Raw genomic sequence first — 26309 nt, 5'->3', positions numbered from 1 at the left:
GATTAGGGCTACCTGAAAATTGCCAAGCCTGTTTTTCAGGTAGCCTGTTGTTTCCGTTTCATCCTCTCCTGAAGCATTGCTTGCTGCTGCCGTACAAGCGCCAGAATCTGCTCCGCAGAGGGTACATCTTGCTTCCGCCAACGGACGATTTTAATTCCCGCACCGGCCAAGGCCATCTCTTTGCGGCGGTCGGCATCTTGCCGATCTGCCCGATCGTGCGTGGAATCATCCAATTCAATCACCAGCAACGGGTAAGTGTTTTTATGACAAATTAGATAATCGTAGCTCATGCGGTTAATCCGGTTAAGCCACGCCTGATGGTTCTCTCCCCGCTTTACCTTTAATACCCGCGAAGCCTGTACTTGCGCCAGCACAATATAGTCTGGCAAGGCCTGCTCCAGCTTCCAATACACTTCTTGTTCGTTGCGGCTCATAGCATAGCTGGGATAAAACGGCCAAGGCTCATTCACGTCTTCCGATGCTCTCTGCTGTGCCTTAGAGGCTCTTTTCCTACCACCGCCTTTTTTCGAACCGGAAACCATAGCAAAAACAATCACAGCCACCACCACAACCAGTATCAGCATCATTTTCTTATCCTCCCGTTTTTACCCATCCGAACAACAACAGCCCCATCAATAGGCTACCTGAAGCCCTAAACCGCACATTCTTGTAAACAACAATCTGAGGCTACCTGAAAAATGCCGCCATCTTATTTTCAGGTAGCCCGATAAAGATTCAAACAGGCTACCTGAAAACCCAACCAGCCCCTCCTCAGCGCACTTCCTGCCGCCGAATCAACCAAGTGGCGGCGAGGGCAAACACCGCGCCGGGCAGCGCGGCGGCGCCCAAGGGCGGCAGGCCGGAGAGTTGCGCCACATAGCCGGAGAGTAGGCCGGCAAAGTGGAAGGCGAGGCCGAGGCAGATGCCGAGGAACAGGCGCACGCCGATGTTGCCGTGGCGCGCACTCTGCGGCGTGAAGGCCAGCGCCACCAACGCCATCACCGTGCACACCAGCGGGTAGAGCAGTTTGCGCCACCAGGCGGTGGCATAGGTGGCAGTTTGCTGGCCGTTGCTTTGCAGGTGGTCGATATACACCTTCAGGCTGCGCGCCGACATTTGGTCGGTGTCCACCAGCAGCACGCCGAGCAAATCCAGCCCCACTTCGCTTTGCCACTGCGTTTCGGGCAGGCGCTCGGTGTGCGTGCGCTCGGCCAGCAGGCTGGTGCGCGCCACCTGCTTGAGCGTCCACGTGCCGTTGCCGTTCACGCGCCCTTCCTCGGCCTGCCAGGCGGCGGCAAGGGCGGCGTGCTCGTTGTAGCGGTAGATGCGGATGCCGCGCAGGCGGCCATCGGGCAGCATTTCGCGCACATTGATGTTGTCGCGCCCCTGCCGGAACCACAGGCCGCTGCCACCAAGGCTCACGGTTTGCTGCACCGCGTGCAGGCGCAGCCGCTCGGCGCGCTGCTCCATATACGGCGCCACCCATTCGCCCAGCGCCACGCCGATGAAGCCGGCCAGCAGCCCCACCGCCGCCACGGTGGCGATGATGCGCTTGAGCGAAGCGCCGCTGGTGCGGATCACCGTCCACTCGCTGGCCGAAGCCAGCTGGCTCAGCGCAGCCAGGCAGCCCACCAACACCGCCAGCGGCAGCAGGGTATACATATGCCCGAACAGGCGCATGCCCACATACAGCAGCAGGGTGAGCACGGTGTAGCTGCCGTCGCCCACGTCGTCCACGGCGTTAATCACTTCGAAAAAGGAAAACAGCGCCACCAAGGCCAACAGCGCATACAGCGTGGCCGTGCCCAGGCGGCGGATCAGATAGCGGGTGAGCAGTTTCATGCCGGTTTGCCTCCCAGAGCCAGGCGCAGCGCCTGCCAAAACGGCCTGGCCGGCTGGCTGCGCACGCGCAGCAGCAACACAGCCAGCATCAGCATTAAAAGATGCGGCACAATCAAGCCCGGCCACAGCGGAATCTTGCCGCTGCTGATGCCGTCGCGCACCAGCGTGAGCCCGTTTTGATAAAGCAGAAACATGCCGATGGCAATCAGCAGGCTGTAGCTGCGGCCGCTGCGGTTGTCCATATAGGAGAGCGGCAGCGCCAAAAGCGCCAAAATCAGCACGCTCACCGGCATGGTGATGCGCCACATCAGCTCGCCGCGCAATTCCGGATTGGGGTTGCCCCACAGCTTGGCGGTGGGCACGGTGCGGCGGTGGATGTCGCGCTGCACCAGCTTGGGCGCGGTGCCCACAATCAGGTGCAGCCGCTCGAAGGAGACTTCGTCGTAATCGGCCATGCCGGGCGTGCCGCTGTAGCGCCGGCCGTTGAAGAGCTCCAGCGTGCGCTGGTTGTCGGCTTCGGCGAAACGGCCGCGCTCGGCGGTAATCAGCGTGTCGCGCCCCTGCGCGTTTTGCTCGCGGATAAACAGATTGGCCGCATCGCCGCTGCCCGCGTCAAATTTCTCCACAAAATACACGCGCGGCGTGCTGCCGCCGAATTCTTGAAACACGCCCGGACGCACCATGGATGTGTCCTGCCGCCGCTTGAGCACTTCGGCAAACTCGCGGCTGCGCGAATCCGCCCACGGCATCACCAGCATCGACACCAGCGCTGTGAGCAGGGCAAAAGGCACGGCAAAGGCCATCAGCGGCTTAATCCAGCCGTAGAGCGAGAGGCCGGAAGAGAGCCACACCGCCATTTCGCTGTCGCGCCAATAGCGGGAGAGCACCGTGAGCGCGCTGATGTAGGCGGTGAGGATGAGCACGATGGGCATCAACGCCACCGTCCAAAACGCCACCAGCGTGGCCACCGCATCGGCCGCCACCTTGCCGCCGGCCGCGCTGCCCAAGAGCTTCACCGCCTGCACCGCCACCAGCGTGGCCAAGAGCAGCACAAATACGCCCATGGCGGTTTGCGACACTTCTTTAATGAATTTTCTCTGATAAACCATATTGTTCCATAGCAAGGCCGGCGGATGCGGCCGGATGGGCGGCGGGCGCCGCGTTGTGTTGTGGGAAAGTGGCAGATGTTGATGAATCATACCTGTCTTGCACACCCCTAGGGGATGGGTTCAGGTATCCTACCTTTTTTCAGGTAGCCTCTACATACCGCCTTTTCAAAACAGAATTATTTACCATAAACATTCTGGGCTTGCCGCCCTCTCTGCTGGCACAGCCGAACGGAGCGCGGTTTTTCGGGGAACAAGGGCTTGCATGTTCGAAGCGGCGTAGCCGCAAGTTGCGAGCCCGCCCAAAAAACCGTGCGGAGTGAGGGGAGTTTGGCGAAGCCAAACCTGTGCCCGCAGTCGCCTTTCTTTTGCTTCCTTTTCTTTGGCGAAGCAAAGAAAAGGAAGTGCCCGCGCCGGCACGAGGCGCAAAGGTGAACGAAGCCCAACCGAGAAAGGCTACCTGAAAATATTTGTTGCAGAAATTCCGAATACCATACAAGGCATGGCTGCACAACATCCACCCGAACAAAGGCTAATTCTTCAGGTAGCCTTTCGCCACGCAAGCCAAGCCCTTGCCCCGTTAAACAAATCGCGCGGATTGTACGGCAGAACGCCCTTTTTTGCCACGCCGCGCCAAGGCTGCCGCAGCCGGGCGGATATTTTTCAGGTAGCCTCTTCCCGCCCCGCCTGCGCCAGCAAACGGTGCTGCACCCGCATAAACTCGTCCAACACCGCCTGCTGGATGGCCAGCCGGCGCGGCAGCGGCGCGGCGAAGCGCACGGCCAGCTTATACAACTTGTCGTCAAACGGCACGCAGCCGATATGCGGCTCGGCCGCCGGCGTGATAAACAGCCGCTGCGCCTGCACCTGCTCCAGATAGGCCGCAATCGCCGCCGTTTCTGGCGCGCACAGCCGCTCCAGCACCGCGCGCAGCGGCGGCAGCACCGCAGCCGGGTCGAGCGCAATCGGCACCGGCACTTCAAACGTGTGCACCACATAGCTGCCGAACACATTGTCGCGGCGCAAGGGCTGCGCCAGCACCAGGCTGTTGGGAAACGACACCGCCTGCCCCGACATATGCTCCACCAGCGCGTTGGGCCCGATTTCCATCACCAGCGTGTTAAACATATTGATGTCCACCACCCGCCCGCGGATACCGCCGATTTCGATGAAATCGCCCACCGAATATTGCTTGGTGAGCATGCGCATCAGGCTGCCGGAAAGGCACATGATGAGCTCCTTGGTGGCCAGCACCGTGGCCGCCGCCAGCGCCACCATGGAAAGCGCGAAGGTTTGAATCTGCGCAAACCACACGGCAAACAAGCCCAAGGCGCACACAATCAGCCCCATATTACGGCTCACCACCAGCGCGCGGCGCATTTCGTCGATTTCCAAACGCGGATGGCGTCGGAAATACAGTCGCAGCAGCACCAGCCGCGCCAGCAGCACGCCGGGCACCAAAAGCAGCGTGCCCAGCCATTGATAAGCCGTCGGGCTGCCGTGCAGCCAGTTTTGCAATGTGTTCCACATAATCGGTTTCCTTGATAGAGGCTACCTGAAAGCGAAAGCTTCAACGAAGTTAAAACCTGTTTGGCTTTGCCAAAAACTGCTTCACTCATTTTTCAGGTAGCCTGAAGCCTGATTGGATACTTCTTTTCTGATGCCGCGCATTATAGCCAATCGCCGCCCCGCATTCCGCATTGCCACAGCCGCCCTGTGCCCAGCCCCCTGTTTCTGTTATGATAGCGGCCTTTTTAGCCGCACTTTCCCGCCCATCCGGCAACCGTATTTTTCGCGGCGCGGCAGCCCGGCCTTGGCTACACCAAGGCAACATTGTTTTTCAGGTAGCCCTATCTGACAGGCTACCTGAAACCCTTAACCCTAATTTGAATGACACACCGCCACACCATGCTCAACCGCCTCTTTTCCTGGTTTGAATCCCGCATCGACCCCTATCCCGCCGGCGCGCCGCAAACCCCGCGCTCCGGCCTTTTCGGCTTCATCTGGAGCAACCTCGAAGGCGTACGCGGCTGGCTCGCGCTTTTGGCGCTGCTCACCGCCGGTATCGGCATTGCCGAAGCGCTGCTGTTTCAGTTTATGGGCAAAATCGTAGATTGGCTCGGCCGCTACACGCCGGCCACCCTGTTTACCGAAAAAGGCGGCGCGCTCATCGGCATGGGCGTGCTGATGGTGGTGTTTGTCGTCTGGACGTTTTTCACTTCTTCCGTGCGCCTGCAAGTGTTGCAGGGCGTGTTTCCCATGCGCCTGCGCTGGAATTTCCACCGCCTGATGCTCGGCCAAAGCCTCAGCTTTTATCAAGACGAATTCGCCGGCCGCGTATCCGCCAAAGTGATGCAAACCGCGCTGGCCGTGCGCGACACAGTGATGACCATTGCCGATATGGTGGTGTATGTTTTGGTGTATTTCATCACTTCCGGCGTGATTCTGGTGGCGCTGGATAGCTGGCTGCTGCTGCCCTTCATCGGCTGGCTGATTGCCTTCAGCCTGGTGATGCGCTTCCTGATTCCCAAGCTTGGCCAAACCGCCGCCCGCCAGGCCGACGCCCGCTCGCTGATGACCGGCCGCGTTACCGACGCCTACGCCAACATCGCCACGGTCAAACTCTTCTCCCACGGCGCGCGCGAAGCCGACTACGCCCGCCGCTCGATGGAAGAATTTATGGTTACCGTGCACGCACAAATGCGGCTCGCCACCCTGCTCTACAGCGCCAGCGCCGCCGTCAACACCGCGCTCACCCTCTCCACCGCCGTGCTCGGCATCTGGCTGTGGCACCAAGGCCAGGTGGGCGTGGGCGCCGTGGCCACCGCCACCGCCATGGCGCTGCGCGTGAACGGCCTTTCGCAATACATCATGTGGGAATCCGCCCGCCTGTTTGAAAACATCGGCACCGTGGCCGACGGCATGGGCACGCTCTCCAAGCCGCAAACCATCCTCGACAAGCCCGAAGCCAAGCCGCTTGTGGTGGGCAAAGGCGAAATCTGCTTCGACCACATCGATTTTTCCTACGAGCCGGGCAAACCCCTGCTCAACGGCTTCAGCCTGCACATCCGCCCCGGCGAAAAAGTGGGCCTCATCGGCCGCAGCGGCGCCGGCAAATCCACCATCGTGAACCTGCTGTTGCGCTTCTACGAGCCGCAAAGCGGCAAAATCTGCATCGACGGCCAAAACATCGAAGACGTTACCCAAGAAAGCCTGCGCGCCCAAATCGGCCTGGTTACGCAAGACACCAGCCTGCTGCACCGCTCCGTGCGCGACAACATCATCTACGGCCGCCCCGACGCCACCGAAGCCGACATGCTGCAAGCCGCCGAATACGCCGAAGCCGCCGGCTTCATCCCCGCCCTTTCCGACGCCAAAGGCCGCAAAGGCTACGACGCCCACGTGGGCGAACGCGGCGTGAAGCTTTCCGGCGGCCAGCGCCAGCGCATCGCCATCGCCCGCGTGATGCTGAAAGACGCGCCGATTCTGCTTTTGGACGAAGCCACCAGCGCGCTCGATTCCGAAGTGGAAGCCGCCATTCAGGAAAGCCTGGATAAAATGATGGACGGCAAAACCGTGATCGCCATCGCCCACCGCCTCTCCACCATCGCCGCCATGGACCGCCTCATCGTGCTCGACCAAGGCCGCATCGTGGAAGAAGGCAGCCACGCCGAACTCCTGGCCAAAGGCGGCCTCTACGCCAGCCTGTGGGCACACCAAAGCGGCGGCTTCCTCAGCGTGAAGGCACATCCGCAGGGCGAAAAGTGAGCATGAACGCGTTTTAGCCAACTAAACTAAAAAGGCTACCTGAAAATTTTCAGGTAGCCTTTTATCCTAAATAAGGGACACAAATGAAAAATGTACTTGAATACAATCGCATCCTATCTAAATATAGAGGAGATTTTGACAATTATTGGTATGATTATTTAGTATTTAATGCTATTGAAATCATAGACAAATTTAACGATTCCGAATGGGAATTCCTACTCAACGATCTAAAAAATAAAAAAGATGAATTATGGTATGTAGCATTTATTGATACCTTATCTGAAATTGAAAATTTCCATAATGCGTTGGCAAGCTGTATTTTAATTTTTGATAAAAGCTCATACGAAGTCCAAGTCTCTATCATAGATACTATGAATTCCATTCTAGGCACAAAAAAGGTAACGAGAGATATTATGAAAAAAATTAAATATATAGTTGTGGATTTTGCACCAAAATCATCGATAGACAGTATTGTATTCCATTCTTTATTATCTAAATTAGACCACTCAAAGTAATAACTATTCGGAATACTCAAACGCCAAAAGGCTACCTGAAAGCATCAACTTCAACGAAGTTAAAACGCAGCGCAGCAAAGTTTCTGCGCTGCTAAACTTTTCAGGTAGCCTTTTTCTCGCCCTGCCCGCACTACACGGCCACGAGGGCTTTGATGTGCGGGTGCGGGTCGTAGTTTTGCAGCTCGAAATCTTCAAAGCGGAAGTCGAAGAGATTTTGCACTTCGGGGTTGAGCTGCATTTGCGGCAGGGCTCGCGGCTCGCGGGTGAGCTGGAGGCGCGCCTGCTCGAAGTGGTTGCTGTAGAGGTGGGCGTCGCCGAAGGTATGGATAAATTCGCCGGGCTTCAAGCCGCACACTTGCGCCATCATCATGGTGAGCAAGGCGTAGCTGGCGATGTTGAAGGGCACGCCGAGGAAAACGTCGGCGCTGCGCTGGTAGAGCTGGCAGGAGAGGCGGCCTTCGGCCACGTAAAACTGAAACAGGGCGTGGCAGGGGGGCAGCGCCATTTCGTCCACCAGGGCGGGGTTCCAGGCGGATACGATGAGGCGGCGGCTGTCGGGGTTGCGCTGAATCTGTTCGACAACATTGGCGATTTGGTCGATGTGGCGGCCGTCGGGGGAGGGCCAGGAGCGCCATTGGTAGCCGTACACGGGGCCGAGGTCGCCGTTTTCGTCGGCCCATTCGTCCCAGATGGATACGTTGTTTTCTTTGAGGTAGCGGATGTTGGTGTCGCCTTTGAGGAACCAGAGGAGCTCGTGGATGATGGAGCGCAGGTGGAGCTTTTTAGTGGTGAGCAGGGGGAAACCTTGGGCGAGGTCGAAGCGCATTTGGTGGCCGAACACGGAGCGGGTGCCGGTGCCGGTGCGGTCGGATTTGTCGGTGCCGTGGTCGAGGATGTGTTGGAGGAGGCTGAGGTATGGGCGCATGGGTGTGGGCGTGCTTGGAATGAAAACGGCGTATTGTACACGTTTGGGCGGGAGGCTACCTGAAAACGCAGTGCAGCGAAGTTTCTGCGAAGCGAAAACGATGGGCAGAAATGAACTGTGCGGATAGCAAAGGCTACCTGAAAAACGGTTGGCAATATTTTTCAGGTAGCCTTTCTTACGCCTGCGTTTGCCGCCTACCACTCAAACGGCAGCCCGAGCTCTTCGGCCAGGCAGCGCATTTCGTCGAGCGTTTTGGGCAGGATGGGGATGCCGCCGGTTTTGCGTTCGCGGCAGCATTCGGCTTCTTTTTCGCCGTGAATGTAAATCCGCTCCTGGCCGGCGGCTTTTTCCGATTCGCGCAGCTCTTGCAGGTAGGCGCTGAAGTGGCGGCGGATGGCTTGGGCGTTGCCGAAGATTTCGGGGTTGAAGGCGGAGAAATAATGGCAGATGCCGGCGCTGCCGTTTTTCATGGTGTGGTTGGAGGTGGTGCCCTGCGAGAGGCTGGCGGCGAAGAATTCCACCAGCACGGCATAGCCGTAGCCTTTGTGGCTGCCAAACAGCTCGCTGCTGCCGCCCAGGGGATACATGCCGCCGCCCAGCCCTTGGCGCACACATTCCACAATAATCTGCGGGTCGGTTTCGTCCACGCCCTGGCTGTTGATGGCCCAGCCCAGCGGGGCGGTGAGCCCTTTTTTGAGGTACACCTCGGGCTTGCCGAAGGCCACCACGGAAGTGGCGGCATCCAGGCTGAAATCGAGCGGATCGGCCGGGATGGCCACGGCGATGGGGTTGGTGCCCATCATCGGGCTGCGCCCATAGGTGGGCACCACGATGGGGAAGGAGTTGGTCATGGAAATGCCCACCAGGCCTTGGCTGGCGGCCATGCTGCTGTAATAGGCGGCGATGCCGTAGTGGTTGGAATTGCGCACCGACACCATGCCGATGCCGCTCTGTTTGGCTTTGTCAATGGCAATCTGCATGGCATAGCGCGACACCAGCTGCCCCATTGCCGCGTGGCCGTCCACCACCGCCGACACGGGCGTTTCAAACACAGTTTCCGGCTTGGCGCCGATGCGCACGAAGCCGCCGGCGATGTTTTTGCGATACATATCTAGCCGCTGCGAGCCGTGCGTGTCCACGCCGCACAAATCGGCGGCCATCAGCACGTCGGTGATTTGCTCCGCCTCCTCCGGCGCAAAGCCGTAGGCCTTAAACGCGGCCTCGGTGAAACCGCGCAGGGCGGCGGCATCAATTTTCTTTATCGTTTGCATTGCTTTCCTCCTTGCTTTTACGCGAACAAAAACCGTTTGCCTCCGATGCGCTCTGCCTGCCCGCCGCTGCGTTTTTATACTGGAAACCGCACACGGCCGCAGGCTGCTTATGCTTGTTATACGGCGATTTTCGCGCCAAACTGAAGCCGATGCAAGCGCCATATTCGAGCCGCAAAACTCTTCGCCGCAGCACAATATTCCATGCCTGGCCGTTTCGGTTTTCAGGTAGCCTGATTAGGCGGCGGCAGGCCGTTTGATAATCTGCATTCTTGAACCGCCGGATAAAAAGGGCTATGATGGATTCACAGCATCCCGGATGCTGTTTTTATATTATCGACTGCATATATCCGATATACCCATACATAGGATAACCAAAGAAATGGCTAAAAATTTAGATGTTTTCGACCGTGAATACGGTTTGCTCATCAACAGCGAATGGACCCGCCCCGGCGCCCTGCTCGAATCGCACAACCCCTCCAACGGCGTCCTGCTCGCCAAATTCACCGACGCCACCGATGCCGACGTAGACGCCGCCGTGGCCGCCGCGCAGGAAGCCTTCCAAACCTGGCGCCACACCACCGCCGCCGAACGTGCCTCCATCCTCAACCGAATCGCCGACGTGATCGACGAACATACCGAACTGTTTGCCTTGCAGGAAACGCTCGACAATGGCAAACCCATCCGCGAAACCCGCGCCGCCGACATCCCGCTGGCCGCCGACCATTTCCGCTATTTCGCCAGCGTAATCCGCGGCGAAGAAGGCAGCGCCAACCAATTGGATGCCGAAGATTTATCGCTCGTATTGCGCGAGCCCATCGGCGTGGTCGGTCAAATCATCCCGTGGAACTTCCCCTTCCTGATGGCCGCCTGGAAAATCGCCCCCGCGCTGGCCGCCGGCTGCACCATCGTCATCCACCCCTCTTCCAGCACTTCCCTGAGCCTGCTCTCCTTCGCCCAGAAAGTGAACCACCTGCTGCCCAAAGGCGTGCTCAACGTGATCACCGGCAAAGGCAGCAAATCCGGCGAATACATGCTGCACCACAAAGGCTTCAACAAGCTCGCCTTCACCGGCTCCACCGAAGTGGGCCGCCGCGTGGGCATTGCTGCTGCCGAGCTGCTCATCCCCGCCACCCTGGAGCTGGGCGGCAAATCTGCCAATATCTTCTTCGACGACATGCCGTTCGACAAAGCCCTCGAAGGCGCGCAGAAAGGCATTTTGTTCAACCAAGGTCAGGTGTGCTGCGCCGGCTCGCGCATTTTCGTGCAGGAAGGCATTTACGACAAATTCGTGGCCGCGCTGGCCGAAGAGTTTAAACGCGTGAAAGTCGGCCTGCCTTGGGAAGATGACACCCAAATGGGCGCGCAAGTGAACGCCGGCCAGCTCAACACGATTTTGAAATACGTGAAAATCGGCGAACAGGAAGGCGCGCGCATCATCACCGGCGGCAAGAAAGTGGAAGGCAGCCTGGGCAGCGGCGAATTTGTCGAGCCCACCCTGATTGCCGCCGATAACAACAGCCGCATCGCCCGAGAAGAAATCTTCGGCCCGGTGGCCACTGTGATCAAATTCAAAACCGAAGAAGAAGTGATCAAGCTGGCCAACGACAGCGAATACGGCTTGGGCGGCGGCGTGTGGACGCGCGACATCAACCGCGCCCTGCGCGTATCCCGCGCCCTGGAAACCGGCCGCGTGTGGGTGAACTGCTACAACCGCCTGCCCGCCGGCGCCCCCTTCGGCGGCTACAAAACCTCCGGCATCGGCCGCGAAACCCACAAAATGATGCTCGCCGCCTACACGCAGGTGAAAAACATCTACATCAGCACCCGCGAAGAGCGCGAAGGGATGTATTGATTTGCCCGTGTGCCGAAACGCGAAAGCTGCCGGAATTTCCGGCAGCTTTTTTTGCGCCCGCTGAAGCCCGATTCATCAAACGGGCGCGATCACCTTCATTTTTCAGGTAGCCTCCAGCCGGCAACAGGCTACCTGAAAATGGGGTGCGGCTTTTGCTTCAATATATGGCAACGCAGCGCGGAGAAACTTTTGTGAAGTAGAAAATATTTTTCAGGTAGCTTTTTGACTTCCACCCCCTGCCCCGCTATCCTCTGCCCTTTTCCACCGCCCGATTCAGGAGCCCGCCATGCCCGATATCAAGCAAACCGTCCTCGAAGCCTTCCTCCGCCGCTACGCCTGCAAAAAATACGATCCCGCGCGCAAAATCAGCCGCGAAGATTTTGCCTTTATCCTCGAAACCGGCCGCCTCTCGCCCAGCTCCTTCGGGCTGGAGCCGTGGCGTTTCCTCATTATCCAAAATCCGCAATTGCGCGCCGAAATCAGGCAGGTGGCCTGGGGTGCGGCCGACAAAATCATGGATTGCAGCCATTTTGTCGTTATCCTCGCCCGCACGCAGGCCGCGATGCAGCCGGACTACCAGCGCAAAATGTGGGGCGAGGTGCACCATATCCCGCCGCAGGCCGTGGAAATCCGCGAGGGCTTCTTCAAGCAGTTTGCCGAAAGCGATTTCGCCCTCACCGAAAGCCCGCGCGCTTTCTACGATTGGTCGTGCAAACAAAGCTATATCGCCCTGGCCAATATGATGAGCGCCGCCGCCTTCATCGGCATCGATTCCACGCCGATTGAGGGTTTCCGCCTGGAAGAGGCCAACGCGCTGCTCGCCGGCAAAGGCTTGTTCGACCCCGCCGCCTACCGCATCAGCATCATGGCCGCCTTCGGCTACCGCGGCGAAGACATCCGCGCCAAAACCCGCCTGCCGATGGAAGAGATTGTACAGTGGGTGGAATAGCGAACCAACTTGACTTTCGCTACGGCGTTAGCTCGCCTTGCCGTACTCCTGTACTGTCTGCGGCTCGCTGCCTGGTATCGAAAGCCAATTTGATTCGCCATAGCTTTCCGCCGCCTCCCCGCATAGCAAAAGGCTACCTGAAAAATGCTGCGGCATATTTTCAGGTAGCCTTTTCATTGCTTCAACGCGGTTTAGGCATTACAGCACATAGCGCGCCAAATCTTCCTGCTCGGCCACTTCGGCCAGCCGTTCGTCCACATAGGCGGCGGTAATCTGCGTTCCGCCCTGCGGGGCGTGGAAGGATACGTCTTCCAGCAGTTTTTCCAGCACGGTGTGCAGGCGGCGCGCGCCGATGTTTTCGGTTTTCTCGTTCACTTGGAAGGCGATTTCGGCCAGGCGGGTGATGCCTTCGGGCGTGAAATCGAGCTCAACGCCGTCGGTGGCCAGCAGGGCTTGGTATTGCTTGGTGAGGCTGGCGTCGGTGCTGGTGAGGATGGCTTGGAAGTCTTCCACGGTGAGGCTGCTCAATTCCACGCGGATGGGGAAGCGGCCTTGCAGCTCGGGAATGAGGTCGCTGGGCTTACTCAGGTGGAAGGCGCCGGAGGCGATGAAGAGGATGTGGTCGGTTTTGATCATGCCGTATTTGGTTTGCACGGTGGTGCCTTCCACCAAGGGCAAAAGGTCGCGCTGCACGCCTTGGCGCGATACGTCGCCGCCGTGCCGGCTGCTGTCGGCGGCGATTTTGTCGATTTCGTCGAGAAACACGATGCCGTGCTGCTCCACGGCGTGCACGGCCTGCTCGCGCAGCTCTTCTTCGTTGATCAGCTTGGCGGCTTCTTCGTCGAGCAGGAGCTTCATGGCGGCAGACACTTTGATCTTGTGCGGCTTGGTGCGCCCCTTGCTCAGGTTGGCAAACATATCCTGCAATTGGCTGCTGAATTCTTCCATGCCGGGCGGGCCCATCACCTGCATGGCGGCGGGCGAGGCCTGGCTCAGCTCGATGTTGATTTCTTTGTCGTCCAGCTCGCCGCGGCGCAGCATATCGCGGAATTTTTTGCGCGTATTGCTTTCGGGCTGTGGCTCGGCGGGCTCGCCTTCGAAGCCGGTGTGCGGCGGGGGCGGCAAAAGCGCGTCGAGGATGCGGTTTTCCGCGGCATCCTGCGCGCGGTCACGGTTTTTGCGCACGGCTTGTTCGCGCAGGTTTTTCAGGGCAATTTCCATCAGGTCGCGCACGATGCTGTCCACGTCGCGCCCCACGTAGCCCACTTCGGTAAACTTGGTGGCTTCGATTTTGATAAAGGGCGCATTGGCTAGCCGCGCCAAACGGCGGGCGATTTCGGTTTTGCCCACGCCGGTGGGGCCGATCATCAGGATGTTTTTCGGCACAATCTCGCTTTGCAGCGGCTCGGCCACCTGGCTGCGGCGGTAGCGGTTGCGCAGCGCCACGGCCACGGCGCGCTTGGCCTGCTGCTGGCCGATGATGTGTTTGTCGAGCTCGTGCACAATCTCTTGCGGGGTCATCACGGAAGTAGTCATCAAATCCATTCCTTGCTATGGGTTTTAGAATTTCGAATGGCGGGGAAATGGCGCCGGCGCGGGGAAAATCAAGGGGCGAACATCGGGCGGAACAGGGTTGCTGCCCGGCGTTTTCTTTTTCAGGTAGCCTGCCTCCGCCTGAGGCTACCTGAAAAATCCGAGGCCGCCTGAAAACAATATGCAGCCCTCGCCCAATCCGTCCGCACCGCAGGCCGAACCCGCCCGCCGTAGCCGTTTTGCCCACGCCGCCGGCGCAAAAAGAGTATTTTTGCAATAAAGACTTGCGCTCATCTCGCAAACTATCCTAAAATCCGCTGTTTTCTTATTGACCCAATTTCCCGAAGGAAGAAGGAATAATCATATGGTAGTGATCCGTTTTTCGCGCGGCGGCTCCAAGCACTCTCCGTTTTTCAACATCGTGGTAGCCGATTCGCGCAACCGCCGCGACGGCCGTTTCATCGAGCGCGTGGGCTTCTACAACCCCGTTGCCAATGAAAAACAGGAACGCGTACGCCTGGACACCGAACGCCTGAACTACTGGGTGAGCCAAGGTGCGCAAGTGAGCGACGCCGTTGCCCGCCTGGTGAAAGAGCAGCAAAAAGCCGCCTAATCCCGGAATGCCCGCCATGAGCCGCAGCCAAGACAAATGGATAGCCATGGGCTATGTAAAAGGCGCGTTCGGCGTAAAAGGCTGGGTAAAAGTGGCCGTTGGCACCGAATACGCCGACAGCCTCTTGGATTATCCCGTGTGGCGCTTGAGCAAAGACGGCGCTTCGCACAGCTACACGCTGGAAAGCGGCCAAGTGGCCGGCGACGAATTGCAGGTGAAATTCGCCGAAATCGGCGACCGCGACGCCGCCCAGCTGCTGCGCGGCCACACTATTGAAATCCATCGCAGCGATTTCGAGCCGGCCGAAGAAGGCGAATACTACTGGGCCGACTTGGTCGGCTTGGCGGTACACAACCGGCAAGGCGAGCTCGTCGGCACCGTGAGCAACCTAATGGAAACCGGTGCGCACGATATTTTGGTGGTGGACGGCGAACACGGCCGCAAGCTGATTCCCTTTGTTGAGCACTATATCGACAGCGTGGATTTGGAAGCCGGCGGCATCGTGGCCGACTGGGGCTTGGATTACTGATGTATATCCAAGCCGTTACCCTGTTTGGCGAGATGTTTCGCAGCATCACCGAGCACGGTGTAACCGGCCGGGCGCTGCAACGCGGATTGTGGCAGTTTGACGCAGTTAATCCGCGCCAGTTTGCCGACAACAAACTGGGCTACATCGACGACCGGCCTTTCGGCGGCGGCCCCGGCATGATTATGATGGCCGAGCCTTTGCAGGCAGCCATCCATGCCGCCAAATCGCAGCAAAACGGCCGGGTTATCTATTTAAGCCCGCAAGGCGCACCGCTCACGCACCGCAAGGCTGCCGAGCTGGCCAAGCTGGATGGCCTGATTTTGGTGTGCGGCCGCTACGAAGGCATCGACGAACGGCTGCTAACCAGCAGTATTGATGAAGAAATCAGCATCGGCGATTTTGTGGTGTCCGGCGGCGAACTGCCGGCCATGATGCTGATGGATGCGGTGTTGCGGCTGATTCCCGGCGTGCTGGGCGATGCCGATTCGGCCGGGCAGGATTCTTTTGCCAACGGCCTGCTCGACTGCCCGCACTACACCCGCCCGATAGAATTTCAGGGCATGGCCGTGCCCGCTGTATTGCGCAGCGGCAACCATGCGCTGATTGCGGAATGGCGCCTCGAACAGGCGTTGCGCCGCACCCTCCTGCGCCGGCCCGACCTTTTGGCCGAGCGCGAATTAACCCCAGAGGAATCTAGGCTCCTGCGGAAAATCCGGCAGGAGGAACGAGATATCCCATCATAACAAGGACTTTTGCAATGAACTTGATTCAACAGCTCGAACAGGAAGAAATTGCCCGTTTGAACAAATCCATCCCCGAATTCGCTCCCGGCGACGTGGTTTCCGTTTCCGTGCGCGTAACCGAGGGCAACCGCACCCGTTTGCAAGCCTATGAAGGCGTGGTGATTTCCCGCCGCAACCGTGGCCTGAACAGCAACTTCATCGTGCGCAAAATCTCCAGCGGCGAAGGCGTGGAACGTACTTTCCAGCTCTACTCGCCCAACGTGGAGAAAATCGAAGTGAAACGCCGCGGCCACGTTCGCCGTGCCAAGCTGTACTATCTGCGCGGCCGCACCGGCAAAGCCGCCCGCATCAAAGAAAAACTGCCTGCCCGCAAACAGGAAGATTAATCCTGCTTGCCATAAGAAACCTGCCCTTGCGGCAGGTTTTTTGTTTGATCGGGCAGGCATCGCGGTTTTGCCTTGATGGCTTGCAATCTACGGAGCAACTATTTTCAGGTAGCCTCACGATTGGCAATGAGGCTACCTGAAAATATCCGGCTCCATCCATACGGCCGGATTGCGCGGCATCAGAAGCTTTTCTGCGAATCTAGCAGAATGGTAACCGGGCCGTCGTTGCACAGGCTCACCAGCATATGGGTGCGGAAGCGCCCTTCGGCCACGTTCACGCCGTGGCCGCGCAGAAGTTCGGCCACTTGCTGATACAGCGCTTCGGCCTGCTCGGGGCGGGCGGCCTGGGTGAAAGAGGGGCGGCGGCCGTTGCGTGCGTCGCCGTAGAGGGTGAACTGCGACACCAGCAGCACTTCGCCGCCGGTGTCTTTCACCGACAGGTTGAGCTTGCCGGCTTCGTCTTCAAAAATGCGCAGGTGGGCGATTTTGTCGGCGATGTAGCGGGCGTCGGCTTCGCTGTCTTCGCCGCCCACGCCGAGCAGCACGCACAGGCCGTGGGCGATTTGGCTGAACGGGGACTCGGGCGCATCGGCGGGGGCGATGTGAGCATGGCTGACTTTTTGGATAACGGCACGCATGGTTTCAGGTAGCCTCCTTGGGGTGGTGGGAACACGGTTTGGGATAAGCAGTTGAACAAAAGGCTACCTGAAAATGAATGCCGCACTATTTTCAGGTAGCCTTTTCTTGATGGCGGTTAAACCTCGCCCTGCCCTTCGCTCGGGCCGGCGGCTTCGGCGGAAACGGCGGTTTCCACAGCTTCGCCTTCGGCCTCGTCGGCTTCTTCTTCGGCCACGCGCTCGAGGCTGACCAGGGTTTCGCCTTCGTCTAAGTTAATCAGTTTCACGCCGGCGGCGGCGCGGCCGGTTTCGCGGATTTGCTCGACTTTGGTGCGGATGAGCACGCCGCCGCTGGTGATGAGCATCAAGTCGTCGCTTTCGCTCACCAGGGTGGCGGCCACCAGCTCGCCGTTGCGCTCGCCGGTGTTGATGGCGATGTTGCCTTGGCCGCCTTTGTTTTTGCGGCTGTAGTCGGCAATCGGGGTGCGTTTGCCGTAGCCGTTGGCGGTGGCGGTGAGCACTTGCAGCGCGCTTTGCTGTTCGCACTCGGGGGCGAATGTGATGAGGCTGACGATGCGGCCGTTTTCAGGTAGCCGCATGCCGCGCAGGCCGCCGCTGCCGCGCCCGCTGGGGCGCACGCCGTGTTTGCCGCTCACGGGGGCGTGTTCGCTGCCTTCGTCGTCTTCTTGGCCGGTTGAAATTTCGGTTTCGGCATCGTCGCCAAGCTCTTCTTCGTCGCCGCTGCGCTCCCAGTATTCGTTGAAGCGGATGGCTTTGCCGAGGTTGGAGAAGAGCATGATGTCGCTGCTGCCGGAGGTGCGCGCCACGCCCACCAGGCTGTCGCCTTCTTTGAGGGCGATGGCTTTGATGCCTTGGCTGCGCACGTTTTTGAAGGCGGAAAGCTGCACTTTTTTCACCACGCCCTGGGCGGTGGCGAAGAATACGTATTCGTCTTCGGGGAAGTCGCGCACGGGCAGGATGGCGGATACTTTTTCGCCTTCGTCGAGCTGGATGACGTTGTTAATCGGGCGGCCGCGCGAGTTGCGCCCGCCTTCGGGCAGTTTGTAAACCTTAATCCAGTGGCAGCGGCCGTGGTTGGTGAAGCACATCAGGTAATCGTGCGTGTTGGCCACAAACAGGGTTTCGATGAAGTCTTCGTCTTTGGTGGCGGCGGCCTGTTTGCCGCGACCGCCGCGCCGCTGGGCTTGGTAGTCGGTGGTGGGCTGGGTTTTGATGTAGCCGCCGTGGGTGAGCGTGACCACCATTTCGCGCGGCGGAATCAGGTCTTCGTCGGCAATGTCGCCGCCGAAGGGGTTGATTTCGCTGCGGCGGGGGTCGCCGAAATTGGTTTTGATTTCCACCAATTCGTCGCGGATGATTTGGGTGATGCGCTCGGATTTGGCCAAAATATCCAGAAAATCGATAATTTGCGCCATGATGGTTTTGTAGTCGTTGACGATGCTGTCTTGGTCGAGGCCGGTAAGGTTGCGCAGGCTCATGCGCAGGATGGCGTCGGCCTGCAAATCGCTCAGGTAGTAGCCTTCGGCGGTGAGGCCGAGGTTTTCAGGTAGCCCTTCGGGGCGCGCCATGCGCAAATCCAAATCGGTGCGGCTGAGCATGTCGCCCACCAGGCCGGACTGCCAGGGCTGCGCCAGCAGTTTGGCTTTGGCTTCGGCGGCGTCGGCGGATTCTTTGATGAGGCGGATCATCTCGTCGATGTTCGACAGCGCCACGGCCTTGCCTTCGGCGACGTGCCCTTCGTGCCGCGCTTTTTTCAGGCGGAACAGGGTGCGGCGGGTAACCACTTCGCGGCGGTGGCGCAGGAATTCGGCGAGAATCTGCTTGAGGTTGAGCAGGCGGGGCTGGCCGTCTACCAGCGCCACCATATTGATGCCGAAGCTGTCTTGCAGCTGAGTGAGCTTGTAGAGCTGGTTGAGCACCACTTCGGCGTTTTCGTTGCGCTTGAGCTCGATCACCACGCGCATGCCGGATTTGTCGGATTCGTCGCGCAGTTCGGAAATGCCTTCCAGCACTTTTTCGCGCACCAGCTCGCCAATTTTCTCCACCAGCTTGGCTTTGTTTACCTGATAGGGGATTTCGTCGATAACGATGGCTTCGCGCTCGCCGTGTTTGCCGATGGGCTCGATGTGGGTTTTGCCGCGCATCACCACGCGGCCGCGGCCGGTTTTGTAGCCTTCGCGCACGCCGGAGAGGCCGTAAATCGTGGCGCCGGTGGGGAAGTCGGGGGCTTTGATGGTGTGGATGAGCGTGTCGATGTCGGTATCGGGATCGGCCAAGAGTTGCAGGCAGGCGTCCACGGTGTCGCCGAGGTTGTGCGGCGGGATGTTGGTGGCCATGCCCACGGCGATGCCGGCGGAGCCGTTGGTGAGCAAGGCGGGGAAGCGGGTGGGCATCACCAGCGGCTCTTGCTCGCTGCCGTCGTAGTTAGGGCCGAAATCCACGGTGTCTTCTTCGATGTCGGCCAGCATTTCGTGGGCGATGCGCGCCATGCGGATTTCGGTGTAACGCATGGCGGCGGCGCCGTCGCCGTCTACCGAGCCGAAGTTGCCCTGGCCGTCTACCAGCATATAGCGCATGGAGAAGGGCTGCGCCATGCGCACGATGGTGTCGTATACGGCGGAATCGCCGTGCGGGTGGTATTTACCGATGACGTCGCCCACGATACGGGCGGATTTCTTATAAGACGAGTTCCAGTTGTTTTTCAGCTCGTGCATGGCGTAGAGCACGCGGCGGTGCACAGGCTTCAGGCCGTCGCGCACGTCGGGCAGCGCGCGCCCGACAATCACGCTCATGGCGTAGTCGAGATAGCTTTTGCGCATTTCCTCTTCGAGGCTGACGGGGATGGTTTCTTTGGCAAACCGGTGGTCGTGGGTGCTGCTCATGGAGATTTAAGCCCAATCGTTTAAAAACGCGTTATTTTATCACACAACGGGCTTCGCGGCTGGCTGTGGCGGCGGGGCGGGGGAAATCTCTTTCCTACCAAACGCGTTGTTTTCATGGCAACGATTCGCAGAAAAGCGATAGAGGCTACCTGAAAACCTAAGCGCCTATGCCGTTAAGCTTTCAGGTAGCCTCCATAATTATGTGAGAGAGCGGATTTTTATTGCCGCACTCGTCCATTTATTGGATGAATACAGCCTGTATTGATTGTTTTTTATAGTAGCGGTAGTATTGGTGCATGCCCCCTCCCCGTTTCGGACGTTGAGGCTTTAGCTGTTAATGCTCAAGCACATTTTCAGATATTGCCGTTGGGGGATACTTCTCAACCGTTTCTTTGTAGAACATGCCAGCTTCCGTTTCGAACGTTTGATTGGAGGTGGCGGCAACTTCGAATTGCCCGCTGCTCATCAATCGCTGATGGATACTTCCACATAGAAACAGTTTTATCTACTTAAGGCTGATTTACCCTAGATAAACAACCGGCCATCACTCAAACTTTTCTATACTTCCCTACAGTTTAGCCTCATAAAAATCCGCTCTTCTTTCATTCGAACTCCTTTTTCGCTTCGTGGAAACCCACATTTCAGGTAGCCCATTGATATGTATATCGGACGTTTCGCCCCCAGCCCCACCGGCCTCCTGCACATCGGCTCGCTGCTCACCGCCCTGGCCTCCTACGCCGACGCCCGCGCCCACGGCGGCCGCTGGCTGGTGCGCATGGAAGACCTCGACCCCCCGCGCGAAATGCCCGGCGCCGCCGCCCACATCCTCCGCACCCTCGAAGCATTTGGCTTCGAATGGGACGGCGAAACCGCCTACCAAAGCCAACGCCACGCCCTCTACCGCTCCGCCCTCGAAACCCTGCAACAGCGCCGACTCGCCTACCCCTGCTATTGCAGCCGCAAACAATGGCACGCCCACGCCCGCCAAGGCGCCGACGGCTTCGTTTACAACGGCGCCTGCTCCCGCCTCACCGCCCCGCCGCCCCAAGCCGCCGGCCGCACCCCCGCCTGGCGTCTGCGCGTGCCCGACGACACCCTATCCTTCACCGACGGCATCGTCGGCCACTATGCGCAAAACCTCGCCCGCGACATCGGCGACTTCGTGCTGCTGCGCGCCGACGGCCTCTGGGCCTACCAGCTCGCCGTGGTGGCCGACGACGCCGCGCAGGGCATCACCCACATCGTGCGCGGGCAAGACCTGCTCGTCTCCACCCCGCGCCAAATCTGGCTGCAACGCTGCCTCGGCCACCCCACCCCGCACTACGCCCACCTGCCCCTGCTCACCAACGCAGCCGGCCAGAAATGGTCGAAGCAAACCCTCGCCCCCGCGCTTGATTTGCAACGCAAAGAAGCCCTGCTGCGCCAAGTGATGGGCTACCTGAAACTGCCGCCCGCGCCCGAAGTGGATAAACCGCAAGCGCTGCTGGATTGGGCGGTGCAGCATTGGCGGCTGGAAAACGTGCCGCAGCAGGCAATCGTGGCCGAATAAATTTTTCAGGTAGCCTCTTGCCGCCACAGGCTACCTGAAAATTTCAGGTAGCCTTTTCATTATGCCCGCATTAAAAAAGCCGCCCCGATTCCCGGGGCGGCCTTGCTATTTGCTTACTGGCAAACGCTTAGTGGTGATGGCAACCGCAAGCCTTCATATCGATAACCATGCGGCCTTGGATTTTGCCGTCGCGCATTTCTTGGAAAATGGCGTTGGCTTCATCGAGCTGGCGCAGCTGCACCACGGGCACCACGATGCCTTCGGCGCCGAATTGGAAGGCTTCTTCCAAGTCTTTGCGCGTGCCCACCAGCGAGCCCACCACTTCGATGCCGTCCAGCACCAGGCGCGGAATCGACAAATCCATGGTTTCAGGCGGCAGGCCCACAGCCACCACGCGGCCGCAGGCGCGCACGCAGTCCACAGCCGAATTGAAGGCTGCGCGGGACACGGCGGTTACCACGGCGGAGTGTGCGCCGCCGGTTTTCTCTTGGATAAACTTGGCGGCATCTTCTTTGGCCGGGTTCACAATCAGATCCGCGCCGGATTCTTTGGCCAGCGCCAGTTTGTCGTCGTTGATGTCCACGGCGATCACGTGTGCGCCGAACACTTTCTTGGCGTATTGCACGGCCAGGTTGCCCAAGCCGCCGGCGCCATAGATGGCAATCCACTGGCCAGGCGCAGCACCGGCCACTTTGATGGCTTTATAGGTGGTTACGCCGGCGCAGGTGATGCTGGAAGCCTGGGCGGGATCGAGGCCTTCGGGCACTTTCACCGCATAATCAGCTTTCACCACGCAGTGGGTGGCCATGCCGCCGTCGGCGGTGTAGCCGGCGTTCAACACGCTGCGGCAGAAGGTTTCGCGGCCGGTGATGCAGTATTCGCAATGGCCGCAGCTGGCAAACAGCCAGGCGATGCTCACGCGGTCGCCCACTTTCAGGGTGGTCACATCCGGGGCGACCTGTTTCACGATACCGATGCCTTCGTGGCCGAGCACGCGGCCTGGTTTCTTGCCGTAGTCGCCGGCGGCCACGTGCAAGTCGGTGTGGCACACACCGCAATATTCCACTTCCACCAGCGCTTCGCCTGCGCCCACGGCGGGGATTTCGCGCTCAACAATTTCCACGTTGCCGTCGCATTGGGGGGCAACCACTGCTGCTTTCATCTTCATGATCGTGTCCTCATAGGGTTGGAAAAATCGGGGGAACTGCTCAGGCGCAGTATGCCTTTTCCGGCGGGCTGCCGTCAAGGATTTGCGTCAAATAAACCGTTGATTTAACGATGTTATATTATAACTATTACTCCGCCTGCCGTGCGCTGCGAATCGGGCATGTGCCGCCCGCTGCCAAGGCTCGATTTTCATAAAAATAAACAACCGTTTCCAGCTTAGCTGCTCCGCTTCCCAGAAACCCGGCCTTAGCTGTGCCAAGGCATCGTTTTAGCTTCCTTGAAGCTCACGTTTTAGCTTCGCAGAAACTCCGCTGCGCCGCGCTTTCAGGTAGCCTGTAGCCTGCTCGCCGCCGTATTTGCTAGAATCCCCATCCTTATCCACCACGCCGCGATTGCCCGCCATGTCTGTTTACACCAGCGTTTCCGACCAAGAAATCCGCCAGTTTTTGGAAGACTACGATTTAGGCGGCTTCGTGTCGCTGCAAGGCATCGCCCAAGGCGTGACCAACAGCAACTATTTCCTCGACACCGACCGCGGCCGCTTCGTGCTCACCATCTTCGAAGTGCTCACCCGCGAAGAGCTGCCGTTTTTCATGGAGCTCAGCCAACACCTCAGCCGCAACGGCGTGGCCTGCCCCGCCCCCATCCCGCGCCGCGACGGCCGTTTCGACAGCATGCTCGCCGGCAAGCCCGCCTGCGTGGTGAGCTTCCTCAACGGCCGCGACACCGCCGTGCCCGATGCCGCCCAATGCTTCCACACCGGCGCCATGCTCGCCAAAATGCACCTGGCCGGTCAAAGCTTCGACCAAAGCATGCCCAATCCGCGCCACGCCGCCTGGTGGGAAGCCGAAAGCCGCCGCCTGCTGCCCTGCTTAAGCCCCGAAGACGCCGATTTGCTGCAAAACGAAATCGCCTTCCTCGCCCAAAACCCCGACCACCACCTGCCCGGCGGCATCATCCACGCCGACCTCTTCAAAGACAACGTGTTACTCGACGGCATTCAGGTAGCCGGCTTCATCGATTTCTACTACGCCTGCAACGGCAGCTTCATGTACGACCTCGCCATCGCCGTAAACGACTGGGCGCGCCTGGCCGACAACCGCATCGATCCCGCATTGCAGCAAGCCTTCATGCGCGGCTACCAAAGCGTGCGCCCGCTCACCCCCGCCGAGCAGGCCTACCTCCCCATCGCCCACCGCGCCGGCTGCATCCGCTTCTGGGTGTCCCGCCTGCTCGACTACCATTTCCCTCAGGGCGGCGAGATGACCTTCATCAAAGACCCCGACGTCTTCCGCGACCTGCTGCTCTATTTCCGCACCCTTCCCCTCGCCCCCGCCGCCCGCGCCGAAGAAGCCTTCAACCTGCACGGCAAAACCTTCCGCCCCGCCGGCGGCAGCCAGCCCGTCTACCATTTCAACCAAGACGGCAGCACCGTGTGGGCGGAATACAGCGGCGGCCCCGTCTGCAAAGGCTTCCTGCTCGGCCGCTACACCGCCCCCGCCCGCATCGCCCACACCAGCCAACACCTGAGCAATACCGCCGAAGCACACAGCGCCAGCGGCCACCTGCGCCTCGAGCGCACCACCGGCGGCCTGCGTTTGCACCTGCATGAAAACGGCGGGGAAACTGTGTTGGAGGAAACCTTGCCCTGAGCATGATTTGATACAGAAAAGGCTACCTGAAAATTTTCAGGTAGCCTTTGTCATTGCAGCCGGCCGCAAGTTAGTCGGCTGCCTTCGTGTTTTCAGGTAGCCTTCCAGCCGGCCAAACAAACGGCGGCATAGCCATGCCGCCTGGTGCGTTTCGGTTTTCAGGTAGCCTCTATGCGCTGTCGGACAGCATCGCCGTTAATGCCACGCTTCCAGAAACTCCTGCCAATGCGTTTTGCCTTCTTGGTTTTTCAGGTAGCCTTTGAGCCGCTTGATTTCCATTTCGTATTCGTCGGCATCGGCGGCACCGTTCATCAGGCGGAAGCGTTGGTACATGAGGTAGGTGTTGGCGGCGTCGGTTTCGCAGTAGTTGCGGATTTCGCGCAGGCGGCCTTCGTGGTAGGCCTGCCATACTTGGCTGCCGTCCATGCCGAGCTTGCCGGGGAAGCCGCAGAGTTTGGCCATGTCGTCGAGCGGCACGTAGGCGCGGGGCTGGTAGAGGGCGAGCAGGTCCATGAGGTCGCAGTGGCGGCTGTGGTAGCGGTTGAGGTAGTTGTTCCATTTGAAGTCGCGGCTGTCGCCGAAGTCGCCTTCGCCGCTGTCCCAGTAGCGGGCGGCGGTGAGGCCGTGGATGAGGGCGCGGTAGTGCAGTACGGGCAGGTCGAAACCGCCGCCGTTCCAGCTCACAAGCTGGGGGGTGTGGTTTTCGATGAGTTCGAAGAATTTGGCGATGATGGTGTCTTCGCTGTCGCTGGTTTCGCCGATGGTGCCAACGTGGATTTTGTCGCTGCCCCAGCGCATACAGCAGGAAATGGCCACCACTTGCTGCAAGTGATAGGGCATGAAGTCGCTGCCGTTGTGGGCGGCGCGGCGCTGCTGCTGTGCCCAGGCCACGATATCGGCATCGGGGGTGTCGGCGGGGAGGTGGTGGAGCAGGCGGATGCCGTTTACGTCGGGGATGGTTTCGATGTCGAAGGCGAGGATGGGGGTCATGATGGCTGGCGCTGGCGCGGCGGGGTTGGAAACGGCGGGGATTGTGGCACGAAGTATTTGTTTCGCCAAGCGGGAGGGCTGCCTGGGGAAGGGGAATAGTTTTCAGGTAGCCTTCCCATCTTCAGACAACATAACCCTTTTTGCGAAACCAAATAGGGGAAACTTGGTGCGAATGATTGGGCTGCACCTTCTTCTGCTGGCGCAGCCGAACGGAGCGCGGTTTTTCGGGGAACAAGGGCTTGCATGTTCGAAGCGGCGAAGCCGCAAGTTGCGAGCCCGCCCGAAAAATTGCGTGGAGTGAGGGAAGTTTGCGTAGCAAACCTGTGCCCGCAGTCGTCTTTCTTTTGCTTCCTTTTCTTTGGCGAAGCAAAGAAAAGGAAGTGCCCGCGCCGGCATAAGGCGCAAAGGTGAACGATGTAGAAATGAGAAGACTACCTAAACTTAGCAAGCGGCCTGAAGTTCAACGCTCGCCACAACCATTAAAGGCTACCTGAAAATCGGAAAACGGTTTTTAGTTTCGCCAAAACCCGCTTCGCCCGCTTTCAGGTAGCCTTTTGCTTTGGCGGCCGGCTATTCGTCGGGCGGCAAATCGGCGCTGCCCATGCGGCGCAGGATGATGCGGGTTTTGTTGCGCAGGCGGCGGTCGTGGCGGTGTTCTTGGAAGTATTTGGGGTTGGGCAGCATGGCGATGAGGGAGGCGGCTTCGCCGGCGCGCAGGCGGGAGGCGGGCTTGCGGTAGTAATGTTGGGCGGCGGCTTCGATGCCGTAGATGCCGTTGCCAAACTCGGCCACGTTGAGATACACGGTGAGGATGCGCTCTTTGCTCCACATGTTTTCCAGCATCACGGTAATCACGGCTTCTTCGGCTTTGCGCACGTAGGAGCGTTCGGCAAACAAAAACAGGTTTTTGGCAAGCTGCTGGCTGATGGTGGAGCCGCCGGCGCGGATGGTGCCGCTGCGCTGGTTGCGGCGCATGGCGTGTTCGATGCCGTTCCAGTCGAAGCCGTCGTGGTTGCTGAATTGGGCGTCTTCGCTGGCGATGGCGGCTTGTTTCACCACGCGGGCGATTTGGTCGTCGTCCACCCAGGTTTGATGCACACGGGAGAGGGTGGAAAGGTTGTGCCGCAGCATGAAGGCGCTGGTGTGCACGGGCTGGCTTTTCCAGTAGGCCAGCAACAGGAACACGAGCAGATGGAAGCCGAGCAGCAACAGAAACACGCCCCACACGAGGCGCTTAAACCAGCGGCGCAGCAGGCCGGGGCGTTTTTTGGCGGGCTGGGGGCGGGGCAGAACGGGGGCGGCAACAGGCGCGGGAGTGGGGGTATGGGTATTCATCGGCAATATCAATCGAAGGGAAGCGGGACGATTATAAAGGAATCTGGTTTGAACGGGAGCGAAG

The 26309-nt window shown here is 59.4% G+C and carries 22 protein-coding genes and 1 pseudogene; 11 read left to right on the top strand and 12 right to left on the bottom strand.

Annotated features, from left to right (window positions below):
• Positions 1-35: 35 nt before the first annotated feature.
• From A7P95_RS03295 to A7P95_RS03280, 4 genes are all read right to left on the bottom strand, one after another.
• A complete protein-coding gene (locus tag A7P95_RS03295) occupies positions 36-587 on the bottom strand; it encodes a DUF2726 domain-containing protein (RefSeq protein WP_067591094.1) in 552 nt (183 codons plus the stop codon).
• Positions 588-771: 184 nt separating this feature from the next.
• Positions 772-1842: an LPS export ABC transporter permease LptG gene (gene lptG / locus A7P95_RS03290; RefSeq protein ID WP_067591090.1), complete on the bottom strand. Its 1071-nt coding sequence runs from the start codon at positions 1840-1842 to the stop codon at positions 772-774.
• Positions 1839-2951, bottom strand: a complete 1113-nt coding sequence (lptF, locus tag A7P95_RS03285) for an LPS export ABC transporter permease LptF (RefSeq protein WP_067591086.1) — start codon at positions 2949-2951, stop codon at positions 1839-1841. Before lptF ends, lptG begins: the two co-directional genes overlap by 4 nt.
• 660 nt (positions 2952-3611) lie before the next feature.
• Positions 3612-4478: a mechanosensitive ion channel family protein gene (locus A7P95_RS03280; RefSeq protein WP_067591083.1), complete on the bottom strand. Its 867-nt coding sequence runs from the start codon at positions 4476-4478 to the stop codon at positions 3612-3614.
• A 378-nt stretch (positions 4479-4856) separates the two neighbouring features.
• Between A7P95_RS03280 and A7P95_RS03275 the strand changes: the two genes are divergently transcribed.
• Both A7P95_RS03275 and A7P95_RS03270 read left to right on the top strand, forming a co-directional pair.
• Positions 4857-6716: an ABC transporter ATP-binding protein gene (locus A7P95_RS03275; protein ID WP_067591168.1), complete on the top strand. Its 1860-nt coding sequence runs from the start codon at positions 4857-4859 to the stop codon at positions 6714-6716.
• Between the two features lie 83 nt (positions 6717-6799).
• Positions 6800-7231 carry a hypothetical protein gene (locus tag A7P95_RS03270; RefSeq protein WP_067591080.1) on the top strand — a complete coding sequence of 144 codons (432 nt, stop codon included), beginning with the start codon at positions 6800-6802 and terminating at the stop codon, positions 7229-7231.
• A gap of 130 nt (positions 7232-7361) precedes the next feature.
• Here the strand turns inward: A7P95_RS03270 and A7P95_RS03265 are convergent, their stop codons facing one another.
• Both A7P95_RS03265 and A7P95_RS03260 read right to left on the bottom strand, forming a co-directional pair.
• The gene (locus A7P95_RS03265) at positions 7362-8156 is read right to left on the bottom strand and encodes a thymidylate synthase (protein WP_067591077.1); all 795 of its coding nucleotides are present in this window, start codon (positions 8154-8156) and stop codon (positions 7362-7364) included.
• 194 nt (positions 8157-8350) lie between these two features.
• Complete coding sequence (locus A7P95_RS03260) at positions 8351-9427, bottom strand: Ldh family oxidoreductase (RefSeq protein ID WP_067591074.1); 1077 nt, start codon at positions 9425-9427, stop codon at positions 8351-8353.
• A gap of 379 nt (positions 9428-9806) precedes the next feature.
• On the opposite strand from A7P95_RS03260, the gene A7P95_RS03255 reads away from it, so the two are divergent.
• Positions 9807-11279 carry an aldehyde dehydrogenase family protein gene (locus A7P95_RS03255; protein WP_067591071.1) on the top strand — a complete coding sequence of 491 codons (1473 nt, stop codon included), beginning with the start codon at positions 9807-9809 and terminating at the stop codon, positions 11277-11279.
• A 286-nt stretch (positions 11280-11565) separates the two neighbouring features.
• Positions 11566-12228: an NAD(P)H-dependent oxidoreductase gene (locus A7P95_RS03250; RefSeq protein WP_067591067.1), complete on the top strand. Its 663-nt coding sequence runs from the start codon at positions 11566-11568 to the stop codon at positions 12226-12228.
• 198 nt (positions 12229-12426) lie between these two features.
• Here A7P95_RS03250 and hslU read toward each other — a convergent pair whose 3' ends face one another.
• Entirely contained in the window at positions 12427-13764 is a 1338-nt protein-coding gene (gene hslU, locus A7P95_RS03245) for an ATP-dependent protease ATPase subunit HslU (RefSeq protein ID WP_225747532.1), read from the bottom strand.
• 361 nt (positions 13765-14125) lie between these two features.
• Here hslU and rpsP point away from each other — a divergent pair, with 361 nt between their 5' ends.
• From rpsP to rplS, 4 genes are read left to right on the top strand one after another with little or no spacing between them, the layout of a single operon-like run.
• Entirely contained in the window at positions 14126-14374 is a 249-nt protein-coding gene (gene rpsP, locus A7P95_RS03240) for a 30S ribosomal protein S16 (protein WP_067591061.1), read from the top strand.
• A gap of 16 nt (positions 14375-14390) precedes the next feature.
• Positions 14391-14903, top strand: a complete 513-nt coding sequence (gene rimM / locus A7P95_RS03235; protein ID WP_067591165.1) for a ribosome maturation factor RimM — start codon at positions 14391-14393, stop codon at positions 14901-14903.
• Complete coding sequence (gene trmD, locus A7P95_RS03230; protein ID WP_067591057.1) at positions 14903-15646, top strand: tRNA (guanosine(37)-N1)-methyltransferase TrmD; 744 nt, start codon at positions 14903-14905, stop codon at positions 15644-15646. Before rimM ends, trmD begins: the two co-directional genes overlap by 1 nt.
• A gap of 14 nt (positions 15647-15660) precedes the next feature.
• Positions 15661-16032 carry a 50S ribosomal protein L19 gene (rplS, locus tag A7P95_RS03225; RefSeq protein WP_067591054.1) on the top strand — a complete coding sequence of 124 codons (372 nt, stop codon included), beginning with the start codon at positions 15661-15663 and terminating at the stop codon, positions 16030-16032.
• A 179-nt stretch (positions 16033-16211) separates the two neighbouring features.
• On the opposite strand, the gene dtd is transcribed toward rplS, so the two are convergent.
• Both dtd and gyrA read right to left on the bottom strand, forming a co-directional pair.
• Positions 16212-16670, bottom strand: coding sequence for a D-aminoacyl-tRNA deacylase (gene dtd / locus A7P95_RS03220; protein ID WP_067591051.1), 459 nt, complete (start codon positions 16668-16670; stop codon positions 16212-16214).
• 116 nt (positions 16671-16786) lie between these two features.
• Positions 16787-19552 carry a DNA gyrase subunit A gene (gene gyrA / locus A7P95_RS03215; RefSeq protein WP_067591048.1) on the bottom strand — a complete coding sequence of 922 codons (2766 nt, stop codon included), beginning with the start codon at positions 19550-19552 and terminating at the stop codon, positions 16787-16789.
• A gap of 658 nt (positions 19553-20210) precedes the next feature.
• Between gyrA and gluQRS the strand changes: the two genes are divergently transcribed.
• Complete coding sequence (gene gluQRS / locus A7P95_RS03210) at positions 20211-21101, top strand: tRNA glutamyl-Q(34) synthetase GluQRS (protein WP_067591045.1); 891 nt, start codon at positions 20211-20213, stop codon at positions 21099-21101.
• A 127-nt stretch (positions 21102-21228) separates the two neighbouring features.
• Here the strand turns inward: gluQRS and adhP are convergent, their stop codons facing one another.
• On the bottom strand, positions 21229-22269 hold the full coding sequence (gene adhP / locus A7P95_RS03205; protein WP_082890705.1) for an alcohol dehydrogenase AdhP: 1041 nt from the start codon (positions 22267-22269) through the stop codon (positions 21229-21231).
• 400 nt (positions 22270-22669) lie between these two features.
• On the opposite strand from adhP, the pseudogene thrB reads away from it, so the two are divergent.
• A pseudogene (thrB, locus tag A7P95_RS03200) lies at positions 22670-23575 on the top strand (homoserine kinase); the annotation flags it as partial.
• Positions 23567-23920 (top strand): avidin-fold protein, encoded by a 354-nt coding sequence (locus tag A7P95_RS12550; RefSeq protein ID WP_483782935.1) that lies wholly within the window; start codon positions 23567-23569, stop codon positions 23918-23920. The pseudogene thrB and the gene A7P95_RS12550, both read left to right, overlap by 9 nt.
• Before the next feature lie 195 nt (positions 23921-24115).
• On the opposite strand, the gene A7P95_RS03195 is transcribed toward A7P95_RS12550, so the two are convergent.
• Positions 24116-24910: a 3'-5' exonuclease gene (locus tag A7P95_RS03195; protein ID WP_067591039.1), complete on the bottom strand. Its 795-nt coding sequence runs from the start codon at positions 24908-24910 to the stop codon at positions 24116-24118.
• Positions 24911-25480: 570 nt separating this feature from the next.
• A complete protein-coding gene (gene mtgA, locus A7P95_RS03185) occupies positions 25481-26245 on the bottom strand; it encodes a monofunctional biosynthetic peptidoglycan transglycosylase (protein ID WP_082890704.1) in 765 nt (254 codons plus the stop codon).
• Between the last annotated feature and the right edge of the window lie 64 nt (positions 26246-26309).

The sequence above is a fragment of the Eikenella longinqua genome, from assembly GCF_001648355.1.
In the GTDB taxonomy this organism is placed as follows: Bacteria; Pseudomonadota; Gammaproteobacteria; order Burkholderiales; family Neisseriaceae; genus Eikenella; species Eikenella longinqua.
This window is presented reverse-complemented; position numbering and strand designations above follow the sequence as displayed.

Coding starts and splice junctions, on each gene's coding strand:
- A7P95_RS03295 (WP_067591094.1), bottom strand. CDS start 587: ATGATGCTGATACTGGTTGTGGTGGTGGCTGTGATTGTTTTTGCTATG.
- lptG (WP_067591090.1), bottom strand. CDS start 1,842: ATGAAACTGCTCACCCGCTATCTGATCCGCCGCCTGGGCACGGCCACG.
- lptF (WP_067591086.1), bottom strand. CDS start 2,951: ATGGTTTATCAGAGAAAATTCATTAAAGAAGTGTCGCAAACCGCCATG.
- A7P95_RS03280 (WP_067591083.1), bottom strand. CDS start 4,478: ATGTGGAACACATTGCAAAACTGGCTGCACGGCAGCCCGACGGCTTAT.
- A7P95_RS03275 (WP_067591168.1), top strand. CDS start 4,857: ATGCTCAACCGCCTCTTTTCCTGGTTTGAATCCCGCATCGACCCCTAT.
- A7P95_RS03270 (WP_067591080.1), top strand. CDS start 6,800: ATGAAAAATGTACTTGAATACAATCGCATCCTATCTAAATATAGAGGA.
- A7P95_RS03265 (WP_067591077.1), bottom strand. CDS start 8,156: ATGCGCCCATACCTCAGCCTCCTCCAACACATCCTCGACCACGGCACC.
- A7P95_RS03260 (WP_067591074.1), bottom strand. CDS start 9,427: ATGCAAACGATAAAGAAAATTGATGCCGCCGCCCTGCGCGGTTTCACC.
- A7P95_RS03255 (WP_067591071.1), top strand. CDS start 9,807: ATGGCTAAAAATTTAGATGTTTTCGACCGTGAATACGGTTTGCTCATC.
- A7P95_RS03250 (WP_067591067.1), top strand. CDS start 11,566: ATGCCCGATATCAAGCAAACCGTCCTCGAAGCCTTCCTCCGCCGCTAC.
- hslU (WP_225747532.1), bottom strand. CDS start 13,764: ATGACTACTTCCGTGATGACCCCGCAAGAGATTGTGCACGAGCTCGAC.
- rpsP (WP_067591061.1), top strand. CDS start 14,126: ATGGTAGTGATCCGTTTTTCGCGCGGCGGCTCCAAGCACTCTCCGTTT.
- rimM (WP_067591165.1), top strand. CDS start 14,391: ATGAGCCGCAGCCAAGACAAATGGATAGCCATGGGCTATGTAAAAGGC.
- trmD (WP_067591057.1), top strand. CDS start 14,903: ATGTATATCCAAGCCGTTACCCTGTTTGGCGAGATGTTTCGCAGCATC.
- rplS (WP_067591054.1), top strand. CDS start 15,661: ATGAACTTGATTCAACAGCTCGAACAGGAAGAAATTGCCCGTTTGAAC.
- dtd (WP_067591051.1), bottom strand. CDS start 16,670: ATGCGTGCCGTTATCCAAAAAGTCAGCCATGCTCACATCGCCCCCGCC.
- gyrA (WP_067591048.1), bottom strand. CDS start 19,552: ATGAGCAGCACCCACGACCACCGGTTTGCCAAAGAAACCATCCCCGTC.
- gluQRS (WP_067591045.1), top strand. CDS start 20,211: ATGTATATCGGACGTTTCGCCCCCAGCCCCACCGGCCTCCTGCACATC.
- adhP (WP_082890705.1), bottom strand. CDS start 22,269: ATGAAGATGAAAGCAGCAGTGGTTGCCCCCCAATGCGACGGCAACGTG.
- A7P95_RS03195 (WP_067591039.1), bottom strand. CDS start 24,910: ATGACCCCCATCCTCGCCTTCGACATCGAAACCATCCCCGACGTAAAC.
- mtgA (WP_082890704.1), bottom strand. CDS start 26,245: ATGAATACCCATACCCCCACTCCCGCGCCTGTTGCCGCCCCCGTTCTG.